The sequence below is a fragment of the Planomicrobium soli genome (genome assembly GCF_003014655.1).
GTDB lineage: Bacteria > Bacillota > Bacilli > Bacillales_A > Planococcaceae > Planococcus > Planococcus soli_B.
On the sequence record NZ_PYAT01000005.1, the window covers coordinates 200,958 to 218,601 of the forward strand.

Genomic DNA, 17,644 nt, shown 5'->3' on the forward strand with positions numbered 1-17,644 from the left:
AATAAAACTAAAACATAATATTTACTTTCTGATAATAACTTATAGCACAGTAAGCTCTTTTTTTCTTGTAGCTTTAAAATTTCTTAAAAAATCTATCTGTTAAATAGTTGTAATATTTAAAATATGGGGGGTCAAAAGATGGCAAAGAAAGAAAAGAACTTTTCTAGACGCGATTTTTTGAAAACTTCGGGTATCGCTGCCGGGGCTTTGATTGGAGGCGGAGTAATCGGAGGGTTGATTGGGCCAAATGCTGGAGGAACTGGGTCTTCAACTGCAACAGTGCCTTCAGGTGCAACCGGAGGTATTCTTCATCTTCAATTTTTCACGAATAATGAGGAATTCCAAATTCTAATGCAAGCTACAGAACGGATTTTCCCCGAGGATGAATTGGGGCCAGGAGCAATCAGATTGAATGTTCCATACTTTATCGACCGTCAATTGGCAGGGGCATATGGTGAAAACTCAAAAGAATACATGCAGCCTCCTTTTTATGAAGGGGAGAGGACTCAGGGGTACCAGAGCCGTTTAAGAAGAAATGAAATATTCCGGCAAGGCCTTCAAGCCATGCAGACTGAAGCGAAAAATCGCTTCAATGCCAATTTTGTGGATCTTGAAGGAAGACAGATGGATGAAATTTTAACAGCCTTTCAAGAAGATGAAATCAAGATGAAGGGAGTTTCCTCTTTATTCTTTTTCAGGTTGCTGCGGCAAGCGACTTTGGAGGGTGCTTATTCAGATCCGGTTTATAACGGAAACGCAAACATGGATGGCTGGAGAATGAAAGGTTTCCCTGGTCATCAAGCGGCTTATATTAACCAGGTCGACAGTGAAAAATTTCAAGAAATTGAACCGCGCTCACTGGGCATGTAGCACAGCATACTTGGAGGGATTTTAATGGTGACAACTTTAGAAAAAGTTGATGTGGTGACAGTAGGTGTGGGTTGGACGGGCGGGATCATTGCAGCTGAATGTGCTAAAGAAGGCCTGAAAGTAGTGGGTTTGGAGCGCGGACGTGAACGAAGCACAGAAGATTATTCAATTGTTCACGATGAATACCGCTATGCTATCCGCTATGAATTGATGCAAGATTTATCAAGAGAAACCATTACATTCCGTAATAGGCGAAATCAACGAGCTTTACCGATGCGGCAGATGGGTTCTTTCTTACTTGGTGAAGGTCTAGGAGGTTCTGGTACTAACTGGAATGGCCAGAACTGGCGTTTTTTGCCTTATGATTTCCAAATTAAGACAATGACGGAAGAAAAGTATGGAAAGAACAAACTTTCCGCTGATTATACCATTCAAGATTGGGGCATTACTTACGATGAACTGGAACCTTATTTTACCCGGTTTGAAAAAACGGCAGGAATTTCAGGAGAAGACACCAATCCATTCTGGGGAAAGCGATCGGAAGGATTTCCTACTCCTCCTATGAAGAAAACACCCATTCTGAAAAAGTTTGAAACTGCTTCGACCAAGTTGGGGCTTTCGCCTTTCATGATGCCGTCGGCAAACTTATCGGAAGCGTACGAAAATCCGGATGGAGCAAGAATCAATGCCTGCCAGTATTGTGGATTTTGTGAACGCTTCGGTTGCGCGTATGGGGCAAAAACATCCCCGGAAGTCACCGTTGTTCCAACAGCTCTCAATACAGGGAATTTTGAAGTCAAGTACAATGCAAATGCAGTGGAAATACTAAAAGAAGACGATAAAGTTACAGGAGTCCGATATATTGATACGATAACATTTGAAGAGTTCATCCAACCAGCGGAAGTAGTTGTTCTGACTAGTTATATCATGAATAACGCGAAGTTGCTGATGGTTTCGGATATTGGTGAACAATACGATCCGGAAACAGGGCGCGGCACTCTCGGAAAAAACTACGGTTACCAGATTCTCCCGTCCGCTACTGGCTTTTTTGACGAACAGATGAATACCTTTATGGGAGCCGGAGCACTTGGTATGACTGTAGATGATTTTAATGGCGACAATTTTGACCATAGTGATTTGGATTTTATTCATGGAGCGAGTTTGTCCATCACCCAAACAGGGCTAAGGCCAATTTTGCATAATCCTATTCCACCGGACACGCCTTCTTGGGGAGCGGATTTCAAGAAAGCTTCCATTCATAATTTCACAAGAACTTTGAATATCACCGGACAAGGTGCCTCAATGCCTTTCAAAGAAAATTACATGTCGCTTGACGGTACGTACAAAGACATTTATGGCGTACCCTTGCTGCAGTTAACGTATAATTTTACCGATCAAGATAGAGCGTTGCATGCCCATTTAACACAAAGAGCCGGAGAAATCATGCAAGAGATGGGAGCTAAAACTGTAGTAGGCGGCAACCCGATTTCTGATTATGATATTGTTCCTTATCAAACGACTCATAATACTGGTGGAACAATAATGGGAACTAACCGCGATGACAGTGTAGTCAATAACTACTTGCAACATTGGGATGCAGAGAATCTATTTGTTGTAGGGGCAGGGAATTTTGCTCATAACGGCGGATACAATCCAACAGGAACCGTCGGGGCACTTGCTTATCGCTGCGCAGAAGGAATTATCAAGTATAGCAAAGACGGAGGGGCACTCGCCTAAAACAGGAGGTAATGCATTATGTTTTCATCTATTGGAGTTCCAGGATTGATCATTATTCTAGTCATCGTACTTATTCTTTTTGGGCCGAAGAAATTGCCTGAAATTGGAGGCGCTGTCGGAAAGACGTTATCAGAGTTTAAACGTTCTACAAAAGGGATTATGGACGATGAAGATACAGAGCCGCAACCTCATCAACCGGCACAAACTACGATCCAACCGCCGCCGGCAACACCTGTACAAGCAGCAGCCACTGATAAGAAAAAATCTGAAACACTATGAAGGTGGTTAAATGGATCCGTATGGAGAACGAAAACTGATAAGTCCGTTGCATAAAAAAGCGGTTCCGCCAGAAGAGCCTATAGAAAAAAAGAGCACCGAAATTCCGAAGCAGCCTGAACCGCCAATAAGAGAACCGGATAACCATGTAGAAACGTTGATCGATCATTTAGGAGAGTTGAGAAAGCAGTTAATAAAAAGTGCTTTAGTCTTCTTCGTATTTTTGATCTTGGTCTTTTCTACCATCAACTACTGGTTTCCTTTTATCGTCAAAGGGCACGATCTGGTTATTTTGGGACCGATGGAAGTGATAAGATTCTATACCTCCATCTCCATGACATTGGCTCTAGGCCTTTCCTTGCCCTTCCTTTGCTATTTCTTATGGCAATTTGTAAAACCAGGGCTAAAGGAAGAAGAATCGAAGTTCATCGGCTTGTACTCTCCTGTTATGCTTTTCCTTTTTCTTATAGGCATTGCTTTCGGCTATTTCATTGTTAATCCATTAAGCTATAATTTTTTGCTTGGAATGGGAGCTGTCAATTTTGCAGTGATGATTTCAGCGAGTGAATATATTCATTTCTTGATCATTACAACAGTTCCTATAGGATTGATGTTTGAATTGCCGATTGTTGCTTTATTTTTATCATCAATTGGCTTGCTTACTTCAAGCACGATGAAAACCATCCGGAAATGGTCTTATTTAGTGATTGCGATTATCGCTGCTATAATCACTCCGCCGGATTTTCTCAGTCAGTTTATTATCATGGTTCCAATGATTGCTTTATACGAGACAAGCATCTATTTGATCAAACGAATTGAAGTGAAAAAAGCGAATATCGAATCTTCCACTATCTAAGTGGAAGGAAAAAGGCTGTGCTGAAGCACAGTTTTTTCTTTTAAATAGAAAGAAAAATTAGAATTTTTATGGAAACTGCCAGGAAACTCCTATACACTAGAAAAGAACATGAAAGAGTGTAGCGAACCAGCAGCATATACACTATAATGAGGAGGCTATTAAATGACCGTAGAACTTAGAGAAATCAAAGATTTAACAACGGTGGATGTCTCGAAATTAGTGGAAGAAAGCGAAGCTGAAGGCTATCGTTTTCTTAAGCGATTGGTCAGCCAGTATGAAGATGGCACCAATACGTTCAACAAAATAGGCGAAGTGCTTTACGGCGTATGGGACGACAAAGAGCACCTTGTAGCTATCGGCGGTTTGAACCGGGATCCGTATTCAACTAAAGGCGGTGTAGGAAGGCTTCGCCGATTTTATATTTCTCAGCATGTGCGCAGACAAGGCATTGGTACGATGTTGCTTAAAGAAATCATCAATCATGGGCGTGGCCATTTCAGCGAAATCGTGGTGCGGACTGATTCTGCTAATGCCGACGCCTTTTACCGGGCCAATGGATTTTCAGCAGATCTTGGATTGCCGGAAGCGACACATAGTTTAAGACTGAACGATGCATACAGCAAAGCGGCAGAATAGATAAAAGAGAGAGCAACGGCTTGCAGCGGCAAGCCGTTTTTTCTTGTATATGCAGTTAGGGGGAGTGAAGATGAGAAAAGTGGAGGTCGTTGAATACGACCCGGCATGGAAGAAGCAGTTTGAAATAGCAGCAAGCGAAATCCGAAAGGTTTTAGGAGAGGGATGCTTGACTGTTTATCATATCGGCAGTACGTCCGTGCAAGGCATGGCGGCAAAACCGGTAATTGATTTGATGCCAATTGTCCGGGATATAGAGAAAATTGATGATTTCAACTTGGAATTGATGGAGTTGGGATATGTAGCCAAAGGCGAAAATGGACTTGCCGGCAGACGCTATTTTGAAAAAGGCGGAGATGAAAGAACCCATCATGTCCATATTTATCAGGAAGGAAGTAAAGAAATTGTGCGCCATTTAGCATTTTGCAGCTATCTTCAAGAAAATCCTCATGCAGCAGAAGAGTACAGCAGATTGAAAAAGAAGCTAGCAAGAGAATATCCTGATAACATTGAACTGTATATTGAAGGAAAAGAATTTTTAGTGCTGCAAATTGAAAAACGATCAATGGGAGAGATTTGATGGAAATGTCGAACTGGAAAGGCGCAGCAGGAATCTGCGTTAACGATAAAAACGAAGTATTACTGGTGCTGCAAGGCCCGCCAGGGGAAGAAAAAAAATGGGGGGTGCCTTCAGGCGGCCAAGAAGCTGGAGAAACGCTCCGGGAAAGCTGTGAGCGGGAATTCCAGGAAGAAACAGGTTTAAGTGTCCGGGCATTTGAAGAATTGACGGTGAAAAGGGGGACTTATGAAAATGCGGCTGTATCATTTGAACTCCATTATTTTAGAGTGGAACTGACAGGCGGAGAAATTATGGTTCTGGCAGATGATGAATGGATTGCAGATGTTGCCTGGAAACCGATTGAAGGATTAGCAGAACTGAATTTGGCTTATCCGGATGATATTCCGCTTATTGAATCGCTCGTAAGAAATTAAAAAGAAATACATGAAACAGCTCTTTTTTTAGTTCTTTTAATTAGCCTTTCAACATGCTTTCTATTAAAAGATAAGAAGATTCAATAAAGTACACTTATCAGTCAAGTTCCTTCATTGAAACTGGCTGATTTGGTATTTCTTTAGACAGGTAGATATTTCCATATATTTACAGCGTCGCTTCCCGCTATACTTTGTATGCGCCTCCTGCTAAATGCGACAGTAAGATTACACTAAAAGCAAAATGGGTATTTATAAGGTAATCATTATCTTAGGAGGAGCAGCGATGAAAAAAGGCGATCATGAGGGCGAAGAGCTGATTCCGAGAGTTGAGCCGCATCGGGATACACCACCGTCGCCTGAACAAGATTTTGATTTGTTGCCGAATAAGGAACTGGAGTACAAAGAAAACTCAAATCAGAAGTACAGAGATACCGATCAAAACGAGGATAGCGATAAGTAAAGCAAGCCTGCGGCGGCTTGCTTTTTTAATCTGGAAATAAGGAGGGGTTTTTGATGCCGCACCATCAATTTAACCATTCGATTTGGCGGGAAGTAGATTTAAAAGATGAAGATTTTCGTGATTTCATGCCTGAAAACCAAAAAATGCATTCATGGATTCAGGAATGCGGGAAGATCACCGCTAATGTCTTACATACCGAAACTTCCATACCGGGGCATGAAGCAATTTGGGGTTCATTGGTTTTTAGGCAAAGTGAACAGCACCGAAGTGCTCGTGATATCTTTCACTTTTATCTTTCTAAAGATGTATTAGTGACAAATGAGCTGGCTTTTGAAACAGACGAGGATTTAGACGAAGAAGCTATTCTTCGGCAAATGCAGAATGCCTCGTCTTCAATTGAGCTTATGATGATTATGCTTGGCAAGATGTCTAATGCCATCCTCCGAAAAATCGACCTTCTCGAAGAGCGCCTTCATAATCTGTTGTGGGCTATCGAAGAGAAAAATAACAAGAAAACATTTGAAGAAATTCAAAGTGTCCGCCATAAAATATTTCTTTGGAAACATCTGGTTATCGGTTTTTTGGAAATCAAAATGGCTATACCGGAAGTGTTTGGCAGAACCGTTCAAGAAGAGCCGGAATTTTATCGCACGTCGATGCGCATTGAACGCTGTGCCATGCTGATTGATTCGTATGAAGATGAAATCAATAACTTGGTTGATATGGAAAACGTTATTGCCAGCTATCGAGGAAACGAAATTGCTAAAACTTTGACCGTCTTAGCGACCCTGTTCACTCCCCTTATGGCTTTTGGTGGATTATGGGGCATGAATTTCGATAACATGCCGGAACTGCACTGGTCATTTGGTTATCCGATGGCGCTTACACTCATTGTCTCAACTACAGTGGTACTATACCTTTACTTAAGAAGACGCGGCTGGATCGGCGATGTATTGAAAACAGCCCATCCAAAGTCCAAATATAATGGGTAGCAGACGAAAAACGGGAATAAAACTCCCGTTTTTTATTTTCAAAAAAAGAAAAGAATATTCTGTTTTTTTATTGACGGCATCTTTCGCTTCACCTATGATAAAAGAAATGAACGAAGGAGGTGGGTAAGATGAATCAAACTGGTAAGCGCATGACGGATTGCGAAGAATACTTGTATATCCTTCATGGCGTCTTTTTCACTGGATTTGCTGCAAGGGACAAGTCTGTCCTTTTTCAGTCAATTTCATGGAGTGAAAATAACCAGTAAGAGACATCTGCCTACGAACGGATTCAAGGGGGCATGCGTCTGTGCATGCCCTTTTTTGTATGGCTTAGTCTCTTCAACGAAAGGGAGAGAACGATGATTATTAGCCAATTTCAACAAATCATGTGCCATTTTGCGACACAAAAATTATTCAATCATATAAAAGGCGAGGTTGCCCTAGGTCAGCGAATCGGTTTGGTGGGCCGCAACGGAGAAGGAAAAACAACCCTGTTGAATGTGCTGGCCGGCCATTTGCAGCCGACTGAAGGAACGGTTACCTGGCAGAAAGGAAGTGCTGTAGGACTGTTGAAGCAATCACCGGATGAAGAGGGCGGGATTTCGGTTTATCAACTGCTCTTGGATGTTTTTTCGGAGCTTGCTGCAGTTCAAGAACAGTTGGCTGCGATGGAGAATGCGATGGCTACAGCTTCTGCAGGAGAGATGGAAAAGCTGCTCTCGCGTTATGGCAGAGTGCAAGATGACTTTATCCAACGGGGTGGCTATGAAATCGACGTACGAATCGATCAAGTGCTGAATGGCTTGAAAATCAAGCAATTGAAGTCTGAAAAATGGGGGCATTTAAGTGGCGGTGAGCGCACAAAAGTAGGGCTTGCCAAATTATTGCTGCAAGAACCGGATTTGCTGTTGCTCGATGAACCGACCAACCATTTGGATTTGGAAGCCATCGAATGGCTGGCGGGGTTTATTGTCCATTATAAAGGCACCATTGTGCTGGTTTCGCACGATCGCTACTTCCTGGATGAAACAGTGACCCATATTTGGGAATTGGATCAGGGCGATTTAATCCAATACAAAGGAAACTATTCAGCTTATGTAAAAGAACGAGAAGCGAGATTATTGATTGAATTCCAACAGTACCAAGACCAGCAAAAGAAAATACAGAAAATGAAAGAAACGATTAAGCGGCTAAAAGAGTGGGCGAACAGAGCAAATCCGCCAAATGCCGGCATGCACAGAAGAGCCAAAAGCATGGAAAAAGCATTGGGGCGAATTGATGTGCTGGACCGTCCAGTTTTGTCGAAAAAGCAAATGGCCCTTGATTTCCAAGCGAAAGACCGAAGCGGAAAAGATGTAGTCCGGATGGAAGAGGTTTGGAAAGAATTCGGCGACCGTATCTTATTCCACGACGTTTCCATGCACATTCGCTACGGGGAACGTGTGGCGATTGTCGGATCTAACGGGACTGGGAAGACGACACTTTTGAATATGATTTTAGGAAACGAGCCGGTGGATGCTGGAGAGATCCGTTTAGGCACCGGATTATCAATCGGCTATTTGTCCCAGCATACGCTTGAAATGGACAATGACCGTACCATTATCCAGGAATTCCGCGATATAGTGCCGGTTTCCGAATACGATGCCCGTCCGATCTTGGCGAAATTCCTGTTTTTCGGAAATATGGTGTTCCAGCCCGTCCGGCAACTAAGCGGCGGCGAGCGGATGCGGCTCCGGTTGGCTCAATTGATGCACATGAACCATAATTTGCTCGTATTGGATGAGCCGACAAACCACTTGGATTTAGAAGCGAAAGAAGTCATGGAAGAAGCGCTCGCTGATTTTCCGGGAACCATCATCTCGGTATCCCATGACCGCTATTTCCTCGATAAGCTTTTTCCGGTGACGTACTGGCTGCGCGACGAGACGATTGAACGATTTGATGGAAATTATACCTTCGCAAGAGAAAAGAAAAAGGCGATAGCCATCAAGTAAATGAGTTGGTTAACCGATGATCAGGGAATGGCACCTAAAGTGCGATTCCCTTTTTTGATGGAGTGAAAATGTAATGTCGATAGGCGGAATAGTTTTATGTCATAATGGGTATAAAGTAAAAACCAAATTGATTGATAAGGTGGAACGCTATGGCCGCGATAGGAACAATCCCAGAACCAATTTCATTATTGCACGCGCTGGATCATATTGGTGAAACGATTATTATCGCTGATAATTCATATACAATAAGATGGATGAACTCCGAGGCATGCAGATTGCTGTCGGAAGTAGTACCGTTATTTGGCATCGCCGATTGCCAGGCGCTTATCGGCATGAATATGGACAGTTTTCACAAACAGCCGGAACGCCAAAAAAGGCTCATGGAAGGATTGAACGACACTCACCGATCCCGGATCAGCATCCGCAACGAGTTTGTAACGGACATTGTGATTACACCGATTAAAAATAGTGAAAACGCAATCGAAGGTTATATTGTTATGCTCATGGATGTAACGACGCAAGCAGAAGAACAAAAACGGAATGAAAAGCTGATCAAGGAATTGTCCATCCCGATTCTAAGCGTTTGGGAGAAGACAATTGCATTGCCACTCATCGGCGAGTTTGACAAAGATCGTTCTGACCAATTGCTGGCTACGGTACTAGCGGAATGCTCGAAAAAAGGCATAGAGCACGTTCTTGTCGATTTGAGTGGCATCACGGAATTTGAAAATCAAATCCGTTATCAAATCCAGATGCTGACGGATAGCCTGAAGCTCATCGGAACCGATTGCATTTTAGTTGGCATAAGCCCTAAGCTGGCAATGTCTATTGTCTCTTTAGGAAGCAAGACGAAAACGTTCAGTACGGCTTATGAAGGATTAAAATACATCATCAATCATCAGGAAAAATAAAACAGCTTATCCGCTTGGCCGGATAAGCTGTTTTATTTGGTTTCAACCGGTTTTACCCAGGCTTGGGACCAGTTTTGGATTTCATCCATGACAGGTTTCAACGCTATCCCTTTCTCTGTTAGCTGGTATTCGATGCGCACGGGTGTTTCCGGATAGACAGTACGGGTAACAAGACCGTTTGCTTCTAAGTTTTTTAACCGTTCAGACAAGAGGCGGCCGCTTATTCCGATAGATTCGGTCAATTGGCTAAAGCGCTGTGGCCCTGATAACAATTGATATATGATTAAGCCGGTCCAACGTTGGCTCAAAATTGAAATGGCACTTTCAAAGCGTGGGCAAATTAGGGAAGTATCCATGTTCCTCACTCCTTTCCCCTATAATAGCAAAAAATATCGTAAATTAAAAGAATAGGGTTACTTGACAACTATTTATTATTAAAATATCATAAGTTACATAAAGTAACTGAATGGGAGGGGAAGTACTGTGAATTTTCACCAAAAACCAGTCACTTACGTGGCTGAAGTAGGATTAAAGGTATTAGATCTAGAAAGAATGATCCAATTCTATACGGAAACAATCGGTTTTGAATTATTGTCCCGAACAGAAAAAAAGGCGGGGCTTGGAGCAGAAGGCAAGACGCTGCTGGTGCTTGAGACAATTGATGGGCTGATGCCGAAAAGTGAGCGCTATGCCGGCCTCTATCACTTTGCGATTTTGCTTCCGAACCGGGAAGAGCTCGGGAAAGTGCTGCTTCATCTGCATTACCGGGGAATTGAGCTTGGGTCCTCGGACCATTTGGTGAGTGAAGCATTGTACTTGTCTGATCCAGAAGGAAATGGGATTGAAATATACCGTGACCGGGACGCGGAGGAATGGGATTGGGATAACGATGAAATCAGGATGGCAGTTGATCCCTTGGATGCGGAAGGGATTATCAGAGCTGCACAGGAGTCCGGTGGAACATGGCAGGGAATTCCGGATGGCACTGTTATGGGACATATTCACTTGCATGTATCGGACCTTGCACAAGCAGAACAATTCTATGTGGATGGCTTGGGATTTGAAATTGTAACTTCGATGGGGCGGCAAGCGCTGTTTATTGCCGACCAGAAATACCATCACCACATCGGATTGAATGTTTGGAACGGCGTGGGCATTCCGGCGCTTCCTGAAAAAACGGCAGGATTGAATTACTATACCTTAAACGTTGCTGCAGAGGAAAAAAGAAAGAGGATAGTTGATCAACTTCGGCATATTGGTTCGGAAGTCGTAGAATACGAAAAGTACATGGAAACAAAAGATCCAGCCGGAAATGTGATTCGGCTGACCGTCTAATCTTCTCGAGTGCAAAAGCTCGTGTAAAAAGCTAAGAAGCTTGATGGTCTTGGATGGATTCGAAAAGTCCTGTAAAAAAACCGGAAAATCATGTGGGATCCCGAAAAATTCATGAAGAAAATGTTGGGAACTGTATTTGATGGATATTGTTTGAACGAAAAAGGGTGGCTGAGATCGTCAAAGAACGATTTCGACCACCCTTTTATATTAATCGCGAAAAGGTCTCTCGCAACTGCTGTCCAGATTTATATAGAAGTTCGTTATTTCATATGCTGATGCAACTATTGGTTTTAAAGCGAATTCGCTTTGGGTGGCTATTTCTGCAGAATGATGTTGGCGCATTTCGATATAAGCATACATTCTTTCATCACTTTTCCATTCCTCGAGAGGGTTACCGATGAAAATCATGAGTATCAATCCAAATGCACTGACGATCAAAGTGATGCCCAAAAGTGAAAGGAACCCCTTCATTGTAGTAATCCCGCCTTTTTGTATCTGCTTTTTAATAAGAACGACAAGTATGGCAAAAAAGTTCCCGGTTGTAGAAAAATGCCAGTTACGGGATACTGTAAAAAGATATCAGATAACGAGAGGAGGACAAGGATGGTTTCATTAAAAACACCTATTTGCGAGTTGCTGGGCATTGAGTATCCTATTATCCAGGCGGGGATGGCGGGAGGACCGACAACTGTAGAGTTAGTGTCAGCTGTCAGCGCAGCAGGAGGACTAGGGACGCTGGGCGCCGCGTATATGGAGCCGAAGGCACTCCACTTGGCTATCAGCGACATTAAGGCACGGACGTCAAAACCGTTTGGCGTCAATTTGTTTGCAACTGAAGCAACAGATGACTTTTCGCGTCTTGAGGAAGTGCAGCAAGTCTTGAACTCTTTTCGTACGGAGCTTGGAATTGGTGGTCCACCTGCTTCATTGGCTTCTCCGGATTGGAGCTCCGAGCAACTTGAAATTTGCTTAGAGCTTGATGTGCCAATCATCAGCACGGCGTTCGGCCTTTTGTCGGCAGAGCAGATGGCACAGGCCAAAAGCAAAAACGCCAAAATTATCGCGATGGTGACGACTGTGGATGAAGCAAAGTTAGCAGAACAAGCAGGCGTAGATGCTATTGTCGCCCAGGGCAGTGAAGCTGGCGGGCACCGGAGTACATTCAAGCTGGCCAATCATCCTTACGGCGCGCAAATCGGGACTATGTCGCTTGTGCCGCAAGTCGTTGATGCGGTCAATATTCCGGTCATTGCAGCTGGAGGCATCGCGGATGGCCGCGGGCTTGTAGCTTCGCTTGTCCTTGGTGCGCAAGCTGTTCAGGTTGGAACACGTTTTCTTGCCTCAGAAGAATCTGCTGCTCATAAAGTGTACAAACAGTCTTTGTTTGACAGTACGGAAGAAAGCACGGTTATCACTAAAAGTTTTTCCGGGCGTCCGGCACGCGGCATTAAAAATCGTTTTATCGAAGAGTTCGAGCAGGCGAAAATCGAGCCGTTGCCATTTCCTTCTCAAAATACCGCCACAAAAGATATTCGGGCAGCAGCGTCAGAAAAGGCGAATCCGGAATTTATGTCCTTATGGGCGGGCCAGTCGACGCGCATGCTGACCCAGGAAATGAAGGCTGCCGATATTGTTCGGGAAATTATGGAACAAGCGGAACAACTGGACTTCAAAAAATAACAGCAAGCTGGCGTGCAATCACTTAGATGATTGTACGCCAGCTTTTTTTATGGAGTGCCCACAATACTTTTTGTTTTAGGATTAATGTTTCCCAAACATGAGTCTTGCTTTTTCTTGGTGAAAAGCATCAAGTGAAACTTCTCTTTCGTCTATCCGTATAAAAGGAGGGAGAGAATCAAAAAAAGAGGGGAATTATAATGGGAAATATCATCTTGTTTGCATTGATCGCTTCTTTAGCCGCTGCATTGATCGTTTCGCCGTTGGCAGAAGGCAAGAAGACAAAGCGCAGCAAAGAAAAAAGCACTTTGGCAACCCGGCTTGTGGGTCTTGCGATCACCTTGCTTTTTTTCACGGCATTGATCGCTGGGTACTATTATTTCACGAATTTGGACCGCAATTTGTTATCGCTTTGGCCACTGTTGATTCTAGCTGCGGGGCTCGGTGTATTCGCTTCAAGCGGTATTGAACAAAAAATAAAAGGGCTGATCTTTGCAGCTTCGCTGGTTTTAGGGGCATATGTTTTAGCTGCTCCGTTGTTTAACGCGACGGAAAAATTCAAGTCCGTCGAAATGGATGAACAAGTGGAAATAACAGCATTCGATGAAACACAAACACCGGCAAGCGTGCCCCCGCAATTCGCACGCAATAAAATGAAAAAAGCGTTTGGACAAGTGCCGAATACAAGCTATTATGAATTGGGGAAATTGCAGATTCAGAAAGTGGATGGACAATATGTTTACATTTCGCCGGTCGAATTCTCCGGGTTTTTCAAATGGTGGAATGGGGAGATTACACCCGGGTATTTTACTATGAGTGCAACTGATGCGGCAGCCAATCCGAAATTCATGAAAGCTGACATGGCGTACACTCCTTCTTCTTATTTTAATAAAAATTTAGAGCGGCATATGCGCATTGAAAATCCGGAAGCGATTTTTTATGGTGATCCGCAACTTGAAATTGACGATAGTGGCAAACCATTCTATATCCGATCGTTCGGGGAATTCATTTCGGCACGAAACGGGTTCAAGGTAAAAGGGGTTGTCGTGGTGGACCCGGCATCGGGAGTGGCTGAAACGTATTCATTGGCTGAAGTGCCAGAATTTATCGATGGGGCCGTTTCTCCTGAATCGGTCAGTTTGGAAAATAGCTATTATGGTGAATATGTGCATGGATTCTGGAATAGCATTTTTGGCAAAAAAGATGTGAAGTTGCCCTCAGATGAAGGAACGGAAGCCAACGTAAGCCCGGTATTTGACGCAGCGGGCGACATGTTCTATTTCACGGACTTTACCAGTCCGAAAGAAGGAGTCGACTCAATGCTCGGCTATTCCTTGACGAATGCGCGGAGCGGGGATTCAACGTATTTCACGGGCAATATGGAAGACTCCTATATGGATTCGGGAGGAAACTTGCAGATTATCGAAAAGCAGTTTATTGAAAAAGAATGGTCTGGAGCTATGCCTGTGCTTTATAACTTTTACGGTGAAACAAGTTGGCTGACGCCAGTGCTCGATTCCAACGGCTTTTTGCAGAACTATTTTATCGTCTCGGCAGCAAATCCGGAGATCTCGGTTTTTGCCGCCACCCCAAATGATGCATTACGTTTATATAAGACGGCTCTTCAGCGGGGCGGAAGTACAGTTGATGGCACATCAAATGCTGAAGAAGCGCAAACAGCAGGGGTTGTTGAACGGGTATTCAAAGAAAAAAATGGCGACTTCACTATAATTTCATTTTTGTTGAAAGATGGGAAAAACTACATTGTCTCTTCTGAAAAGGTGCCTTTGGCCATCTACTTGCAAGAAGGCGACAACGTTTCTTTAACCTATTCGGAAACAGGGGAATTGTTCCTGCCGGTAAGAGAACTGACAATTAAAGCAATTGAATGAGCGGAAAAGCCCTATTGTTATTATGCATAGGGCTTTCCTTGTAATCTGTTGAGCGTTATTGCTTTATAGTTGCAGCAATGGCAATTAAAATGAAGGGAAGAGGTGATGCACTTGCGGAAACTGTTTTGGTTGCTGATGATACTGATGCTTGCATATGTGGCGCGTCCGTTATGGGAAGAAAAAGCCAGTGAATATGTAGATTTGAGCTTTTTAGATTCTGTTGACCAGGCCATTGAGAATGTAGCGGAACGTCCGGAAGTTGAAAAAGTGCTCGATAGTGCCAAACAAATCACCGCCCGCCTTAGCGGAGAACTTCAGTCATTGGTTTCGGAAAATGCGCTAGAGATTCCCGAAGCCGTGGCCAAACCCGATATTGCAGAAACGGATTCTCTTTTTGCTATCCATAATATAACGCTCGGCATGACGAAAGAAGAGGCACAGGCAAAAGTGGGCTTCCCCCTGCGATTGATGCGGAACGAGTACGGAACAGATTGGCATAGTTACCATAAAGATTATCAGAATTACGTCTTGCTTTCTTACGATCAAGAAGGAAAGGTCAATGGGATGTACACCAATCAAGCGCTTATTTCTTCGACTGAACACCTGTCTATGGATTCAACGAAAGAAGAAGTGCGGAAAGCCCTTGGAACCCCTCTGAAGCACTTGCGAAAAGGCAATGTCCAATATATCTTGGATACTCGGGACGAATATGATTTGTACAAGATCGACACTATTTACGTTACGGTTTTTTATGATATCCATGAAGGAAATACTGTCACGGCCATTCAGGTCATTCACGAGGATTTGGAGGAAAAACGGCGAGGAATCTATGCAGATCCAAGTGATGAGCTGCGAAAAGGTTCGGAATTCCTGTTGTTTGAGTTGACTAATTCAACGCGCATCCAGCGCAATTTGCCGCTTTTGAAATGGAATGATGAAGTTTCTGGAACCGCACGGAAACATAGTGAGGACATGGCGGCCAATAATTATTTCAGCCACACGAACCAGCAAGGAAAATCACCGTTTGACCGCATGGAAGAAGACGGAATCCGTTTTTTTGTAGCAGGGGAGAATTTGGCGTATGGCCAATACAGCAGCATCTTTGCGCATGAAGGACTAATGAATTCCATGGGTCACAGAGAAAACATTGTAAAGGCTGATTACGGCTTTTTGGGAGTCGGGGCGGCATTCAATAAAGAAAATCAGCCTTACTTTACAGAAAAATTCTTTAATCGCTAATTTAAGGCATCTGCATATTGCGCAGATGTCTTTTTGTTTTGAAATGTATTTTTGTACGATTAAAAATAGAATCCTTTGATTGACGTTAGAAGAAGGAGCTTTCGTGGTAAACTACTTTTATATTGAAAAAGAAGGGAAGTGCATGAGTTGACAAGTAAACTTTGGTTTCAAGCGGGTGTCGGCATCATACTTGCTTTAGTCATTATCCGTTTATTCATAGAAGTACAGGCAATATTTGATCCGCTGTTCATCATTGCTCAAACAATATTTGTGCCATTATTGCTTGGGGGCGTGCTTTTTTATTTAACGAGGCCCCTTCTTTATTTTTTTGAAAGGAAAAAACTTCCGAAATGGTCAGGTATTTTAAGCATTGTTCTGCTCATTGTGCTTGTGTTCTGGCTATTATATGTAATGGTTGGCCCAATTGTTAGCGACCAAGTCAATACGTTGGTTGAAAATGCACCGGAAATAATTGAAGGTACTGAAGGCTATGTTCAATATTTATTGGAGCAGCGAGATCGATTGCCGGCTTCAATTGAAGAACAGCTCAGTGGGGTAACAGAGCAGTTTGGCGCAAGAGCCGCTGGAATCGGAACATGGGTGCTGACATTTTTGATGAGTTTCGTGTCTGGCTTGTTCACACTCGTACTGGTACCGTTCTTCCTGATATATCTTCTGATTGATCATCATAAGTTTGTGCCGTTTATTTCCGGTTTCTTTAAGGGCTCACGCAACCGGTGGATCCGTAAAACAATGCATGATGTTGATCAAACCTTGCAAGCTTATATCCAGGGGCAGCTGTTTGTCAGCTTTTTAGTTGGTGTTATGTTGTTGATCGGATACTTGGTCATCGGCCTGGAGTATGCCTTATTGCTGGCTATTATCGGCATGGCCACAAACGTCATCCCATTTTTAGGACCTTATATTGCTGTTATTCCTGCGGTTATTATTGCTTTGGTACAAGATCCGATTAAGGCTGTGTATGTCATCATTGTCATGTTCGTCGCTCAACAAATCGAAAGCAGCTTTATTACGCCGAACGTAATGGGCAACGCATTAGATGTCCATCCGCTAACTGTTATTACAATCATCTTGGCAGCCGGAAATATCGCTGGGTTATGGGGCATCATTCTAGCTGTACCAGTCTATGCAGTGCTTAAAGCAATTGTTAAAAATATTTACGCCATGCGCCAGGAAATTGGGCACACTGTTGTAAAAGACGTGGATTAAAAAAACCTGTGGACTTGTTCCACAGGTTTTTTCTATGGAAAGTAAATTGCTTGACGTAAGAAAGTTTACCCCCTAAACTGTTAATTAGTTTAGGGGGTAAACTTTATGGATGAAAGAATAATAGAAGCAGTCGATCTTTTTCAGGAAGTAATGTTTTATGGAACAGAGCGCGTTATACGGGCAGTGGATAATCCGTTATGGAATGAATATTCACCAGAGCAAATTCAAACGTTAAAGCTAATCAGCAAAGAAGAAAAAATCACTTCGAGCCGTTTGGCTTTGCTGCAGTCGGTCCATAAAAGTGCCATTTCCAGCCGCATAAAAAAATTGCTGCAAAAAGACTTAATCCGAATTGTTCAAACAGAAGACCGCCGGGAAAAATTGCTGGAATTGACAGAGGCGGGAAAAGAAGTGCTTGAGCAATCTGACAAGGTGTTGACGGATTATATTGGCAAGCTTTTATCCGATCAAGTTGAAGATGAAGAAATTGAGCAGTTTTTGATCATTTTTCGCAAGTTGAAAGAAATTATAAAAATGGATGGAGTGTAA

At 43.2% G+C, this 17,644-nt stretch carries 20 protein-coding genes; 18 read left to right on the forward strand and 2 right to left on the reverse strand.

Annotated elements, in window-relative coordinates; all coding sequences use genetic code 11:
* Positions 1-138: 138 nt before the first annotated feature.
* From B0H99_RS08485 to B0H99_RS08530, 12 genes are all read left to right on the forward strand, one after another.
* Positions 139-870: a gluconate 2-dehydrogenase subunit 3 family protein gene (locus B0H99_RS08485; RefSeq protein WP_106533216.1), complete on the forward strand. Its 732-nt coding sequence runs from the start codon at positions 139-141 to the stop codon at positions 868-870.
* Positions 871-894: 24 nt separating this feature from the next.
* Positions 895-2,607 carry a GMC family oxidoreductase gene (locus B0H99_RS08490; RefSeq protein ID WP_106533217.1) on the forward strand — a complete coding sequence of 571 codons (1,713 nt, stop codon included), beginning with the start codon at positions 895-897 and terminating at the stop codon, positions 2,605-2,607.
* 18 nt (positions 2,608-2,625) lie between these two features.
* Positions 2,626-2,886, forward strand: a complete 261-nt coding sequence (locus B0H99_RS08495; protein WP_106533218.1) for a twin-arginine translocase TatA/TatE family subunit — start codon at positions 2,626-2,628, stop codon at positions 2,884-2,886.
* A gap of 10 nt (positions 2,887-2,896) precedes the next feature.
* A complete protein-coding gene (tatC, locus tag B0H99_RS08500; RefSeq protein ID WP_106533219.1) occupies positions 2,897-3,739 on the forward strand; it encodes a twin-arginine translocase subunit TatC in 843 nt (280 codons plus the stop codon).
* Positions 3,740-3,901: 162 nt separating this feature from the next.
* Positions 3,902-4,375, forward strand: coding sequence for a GNAT family N-acetyltransferase (locus tag B0H99_RS08505; protein WP_106533220.1), 474 nt, complete (start codon positions 3,902-3,904; stop codon positions 4,373-4,375).
* 70 nt (positions 4,376-4,445) lie between these two features.
* Positions 4,446-4,952 carry a GrpB family protein gene (locus B0H99_RS08510; protein ID WP_106533221.1) on the forward strand — a complete coding sequence of 169 codons (507 nt, stop codon included), beginning with the start codon at positions 4,446-4,448 and terminating at the stop codon, positions 4,950-4,952.
* A complete protein-coding gene (locus B0H99_RS08515) occupies positions 4,952-5,365 on the forward strand; it encodes an NUDIX hydrolase (protein WP_245894463.1) in 414 nt (137 codons plus the stop codon). The genes B0H99_RS08510 and B0H99_RS08515 overlap by 1 nt, the downstream gene beginning before the upstream one ends.
* Positions 5,366-5,648: 283 nt before the next feature.
* Entirely contained in the window at positions 5,649-5,825 is a 177-nt protein-coding gene (locus tag B0H99_RS17835; RefSeq protein ID WP_181313622.1) for a hypothetical protein, read from the forward strand.
* A gap of 53 nt (positions 5,826-5,878) precedes the next feature.
* Positions 5,879-6,817 (forward strand): magnesium transporter CorA family protein, encoded by a 939-nt coding sequence (locus tag B0H99_RS08520; RefSeq protein WP_106533222.1) that lies wholly within the window; start codon positions 5,879-5,881, stop codon positions 6,815-6,817.
* Positions 6,818-6,945: 128 nt separating this feature from the next.
* On the forward strand, positions 6,946-7,083 hold the full coding sequence (locus tag B0H99_RS17840) for a hypothetical protein (RefSeq protein ID WP_181313623.1): 138 nt from the start codon (positions 6,946-6,948) through the stop codon (positions 7,081-7,083).
* Between the two features lie 93 nt (positions 7,084-7,176).
* Positions 7,177-8,811: a ribosomal protection-like ABC-F family protein gene (gene abc-f, locus B0H99_RS08525; RefSeq protein WP_106533223.1), complete on the forward strand. Its 1,635-nt coding sequence runs from the start codon at positions 7,177-7,179 to the stop codon at positions 8,809-8,811.
* A 149-nt stretch (positions 8,812-8,960) separates the two neighbouring features.
* Positions 8,961-9,722: an STAS domain-containing protein gene (locus B0H99_RS08530; RefSeq protein WP_106533224.1), complete on the forward strand. Its 762-nt coding sequence runs from the start codon at positions 8,961-8,963 to the stop codon at positions 9,720-9,722.
* 32 nt (positions 9,723-9,754) lie between these two features.
* Here the strand turns inward: B0H99_RS08530 and B0H99_RS08535 are convergent, their stop codons facing one another.
* Positions 9,755-10,078 carry a winged helix-turn-helix transcriptional regulator gene (locus tag B0H99_RS08535; RefSeq protein WP_106533225.1) on the reverse strand — a complete coding sequence of 108 codons (324 nt, stop codon included), beginning with the start codon at positions 10,076-10,078 and terminating at the stop codon, positions 9,755-9,757.
* Between the two features lie 127 nt (positions 10,079-10,205).
* Here B0H99_RS08535 and B0H99_RS08540 point away from each other — a divergent pair, with 127 nt between their 5' ends.
* Positions 10,206-11,057 carry a VOC family protein gene (locus tag B0H99_RS08540; protein WP_106533226.1) on the forward strand — a complete coding sequence of 284 codons (852 nt, stop codon included), beginning with the start codon at positions 10,206-10,208 and terminating at the stop codon, positions 11,055-11,057.
* Between the two features lie 207 nt (positions 11,058-11,264).
* Here the strand turns inward: B0H99_RS08540 and B0H99_RS08545 are convergent, their stop codons facing one another.
* Complete coding sequence (locus tag B0H99_RS08545) at positions 11,265-11,528, reverse strand: hypothetical protein (protein ID WP_106533227.1); 264 nt, start codon at positions 11,526-11,528, stop codon at positions 11,265-11,267.
* Between the two features lie 132 nt (positions 11,529-11,660).
* On the opposite strand from B0H99_RS08545, the gene B0H99_RS08550 reads away from it, so the two are divergent.
* The 5 genes from B0H99_RS08550 to B0H99_RS08570 all read left to right on the forward strand — a co-directional run bounded on the left by B0H99_RS08550 (position 11,661) and on the right by B0H99_RS08570 (position 17,644).
* Entirely contained in the window at positions 11,661-12,737 is a 1,077-nt protein-coding gene (locus B0H99_RS08550; RefSeq protein WP_106533228.1) for an NAD(P)H-dependent flavin oxidoreductase, read from the forward strand.
* Between the two features lie 197 nt (positions 12,738-12,934).
* Entirely contained in the window at positions 12,935-14,626 is a 1,692-nt protein-coding gene (locus B0H99_RS08555) for a hypothetical protein (RefSeq protein ID WP_106533229.1), read from the forward strand.
* Positions 14,627-14,731: 105 nt separating this feature from the next.
* Complete coding sequence (locus B0H99_RS08560; RefSeq protein ID WP_245894465.1) at positions 14,732-15,865, forward strand: CAP domain-containing protein; 1,134 nt, start codon at positions 14,732-14,734, stop codon at positions 15,863-15,865.
* Positions 15,866-16,012: 147 nt separating this feature from the next.
* Positions 16,013-17,095 (forward strand): AI-2E family transporter, encoded by a 1,083-nt coding sequence (locus B0H99_RS08565; RefSeq protein WP_106533231.1) that lies wholly within the window; start codon positions 16,013-16,015, stop codon positions 17,093-17,095.
* 105 nt (positions 17,096-17,200) lie between these two features.
* Positions 17,201-17,644 (forward strand): MarR family winged helix-turn-helix transcriptional regulator, encoded by a 444-nt coding sequence (locus B0H99_RS08570; protein ID WP_106533232.1) that lies wholly within the window; start codon positions 17,201-17,203, stop codon positions 17,642-17,644.

Bases quoted from the DNA above. Each gene is read 5' to 3' on its own strand.
- B0H99_RS08505 (WP_106533220.1), top strand. From the start codon at position 3,902: ATGACCGTAGAACTTAGAGAAATCAAAGATTTAACAACGGTGGATGTC.
- B0H99_RS08545 (WP_106533227.1), bottom strand. From the start codon at position 11,528: ATGAAGGGGTTCCTTTCACTTTTGGGCATCACTTTGATCGTCAGTGCA.
- B0H99_RS08550 (WP_106533228.1), top strand. From the start codon at position 11,661: ATGGTTTCATTAAAAACACCTATTTGCGAGTTGCTGGGCATTGAGTAT.
- B0H99_RS08515 (WP_245894463.1), top strand. From the start codon at position 4,952: ATGGAAATGTCGAACTGGAAAGGCGCAGCAGGAATCTGCGTTAACGAT.
- B0H99_RS08510 (WP_106533221.1), top strand. From the start codon at position 4,446: ATGAGAAAAGTGGAGGTCGTTGAATACGACCCGGCATGGAAGAAGCAG.
- B0H99_RS08490 (WP_106533217.1), top strand. From the start codon at position 895: ATGGTGACAACTTTAGAAAAAGTTGATGTGGTGACAGTAGGTGTGGGT.
- B0H99_RS08520 (WP_106533222.1), top strand. From the start codon at position 5,879: ATGCCGCACCATCAATTTAACCATTCGATTTGGCGGGAAGTAGATTTA.
- B0H99_RS17835 (WP_181313622.1), top strand. From the start codon at position 5,649: ATGAAAAAAGGCGATCATGAGGGCGAAGAGCTGATTCCGAGAGTTGAG.
- B0H99_RS08560 (WP_245894465.1), top strand. From the start codon at position 14,732: ATGCACTTGCGGAAACTGTTTTGGTTGCTGATGATACTGATGCTTGCA.
- B0H99_RS08555 (WP_106533229.1), top strand. From the start codon at position 12,935: ATGGGAAATATCATCTTGTTTGCATTGATCGCTTCTTTAGCCGCTGCA.
- B0H99_RS08570 (WP_106533232.1), top strand. From the start codon at position 17,201: ATGGATGAAAGAATAATAGAAGCAGTCGATCTTTTTCAGGAAGTAATG.
- B0H99_RS08485 (WP_106533216.1), top strand. From the start codon at position 139: ATGGCAAAGAAAGAAAAGAACTTTTCTAGACGCGATTTTTTGAAAACT.
- tatC (WP_106533219.1), top strand. From the start codon at position 2,897: ATGGATCCGTATGGAGAACGAAAACTGATAAGTCCGTTGCATAAAAAA.
- B0H99_RS08530 (WP_106533224.1), top strand. From the start codon at position 8,961: ATGGCCGCGATAGGAACAATCCCAGAACCAATTTCATTATTGCACGCG.
- B0H99_RS08535 (WP_106533225.1), bottom strand. From the start codon at position 10,078: ATGGATACTTCCCTAATTTGCCCACGCTTTGAAAGTGCCATTTCAATT.
- B0H99_RS08495 (WP_106533218.1), top strand. From the start codon at position 2,626: ATGTTTTCATCTATTGGAGTTCCAGGATTGATCATTATTCTAGTCATC.
- abc-f (WP_106533223.1), top strand. From the start codon at position 7,177: ATGATTATTAGCCAATTTCAACAAATCATGTGCCATTTTGCGACACAA.
- B0H99_RS17840 (WP_181313623.1), top strand. From the start codon at position 6,946: ATGAATCAAACTGGTAAGCGCATGACGGATTGCGAAGAATACTTGTAT.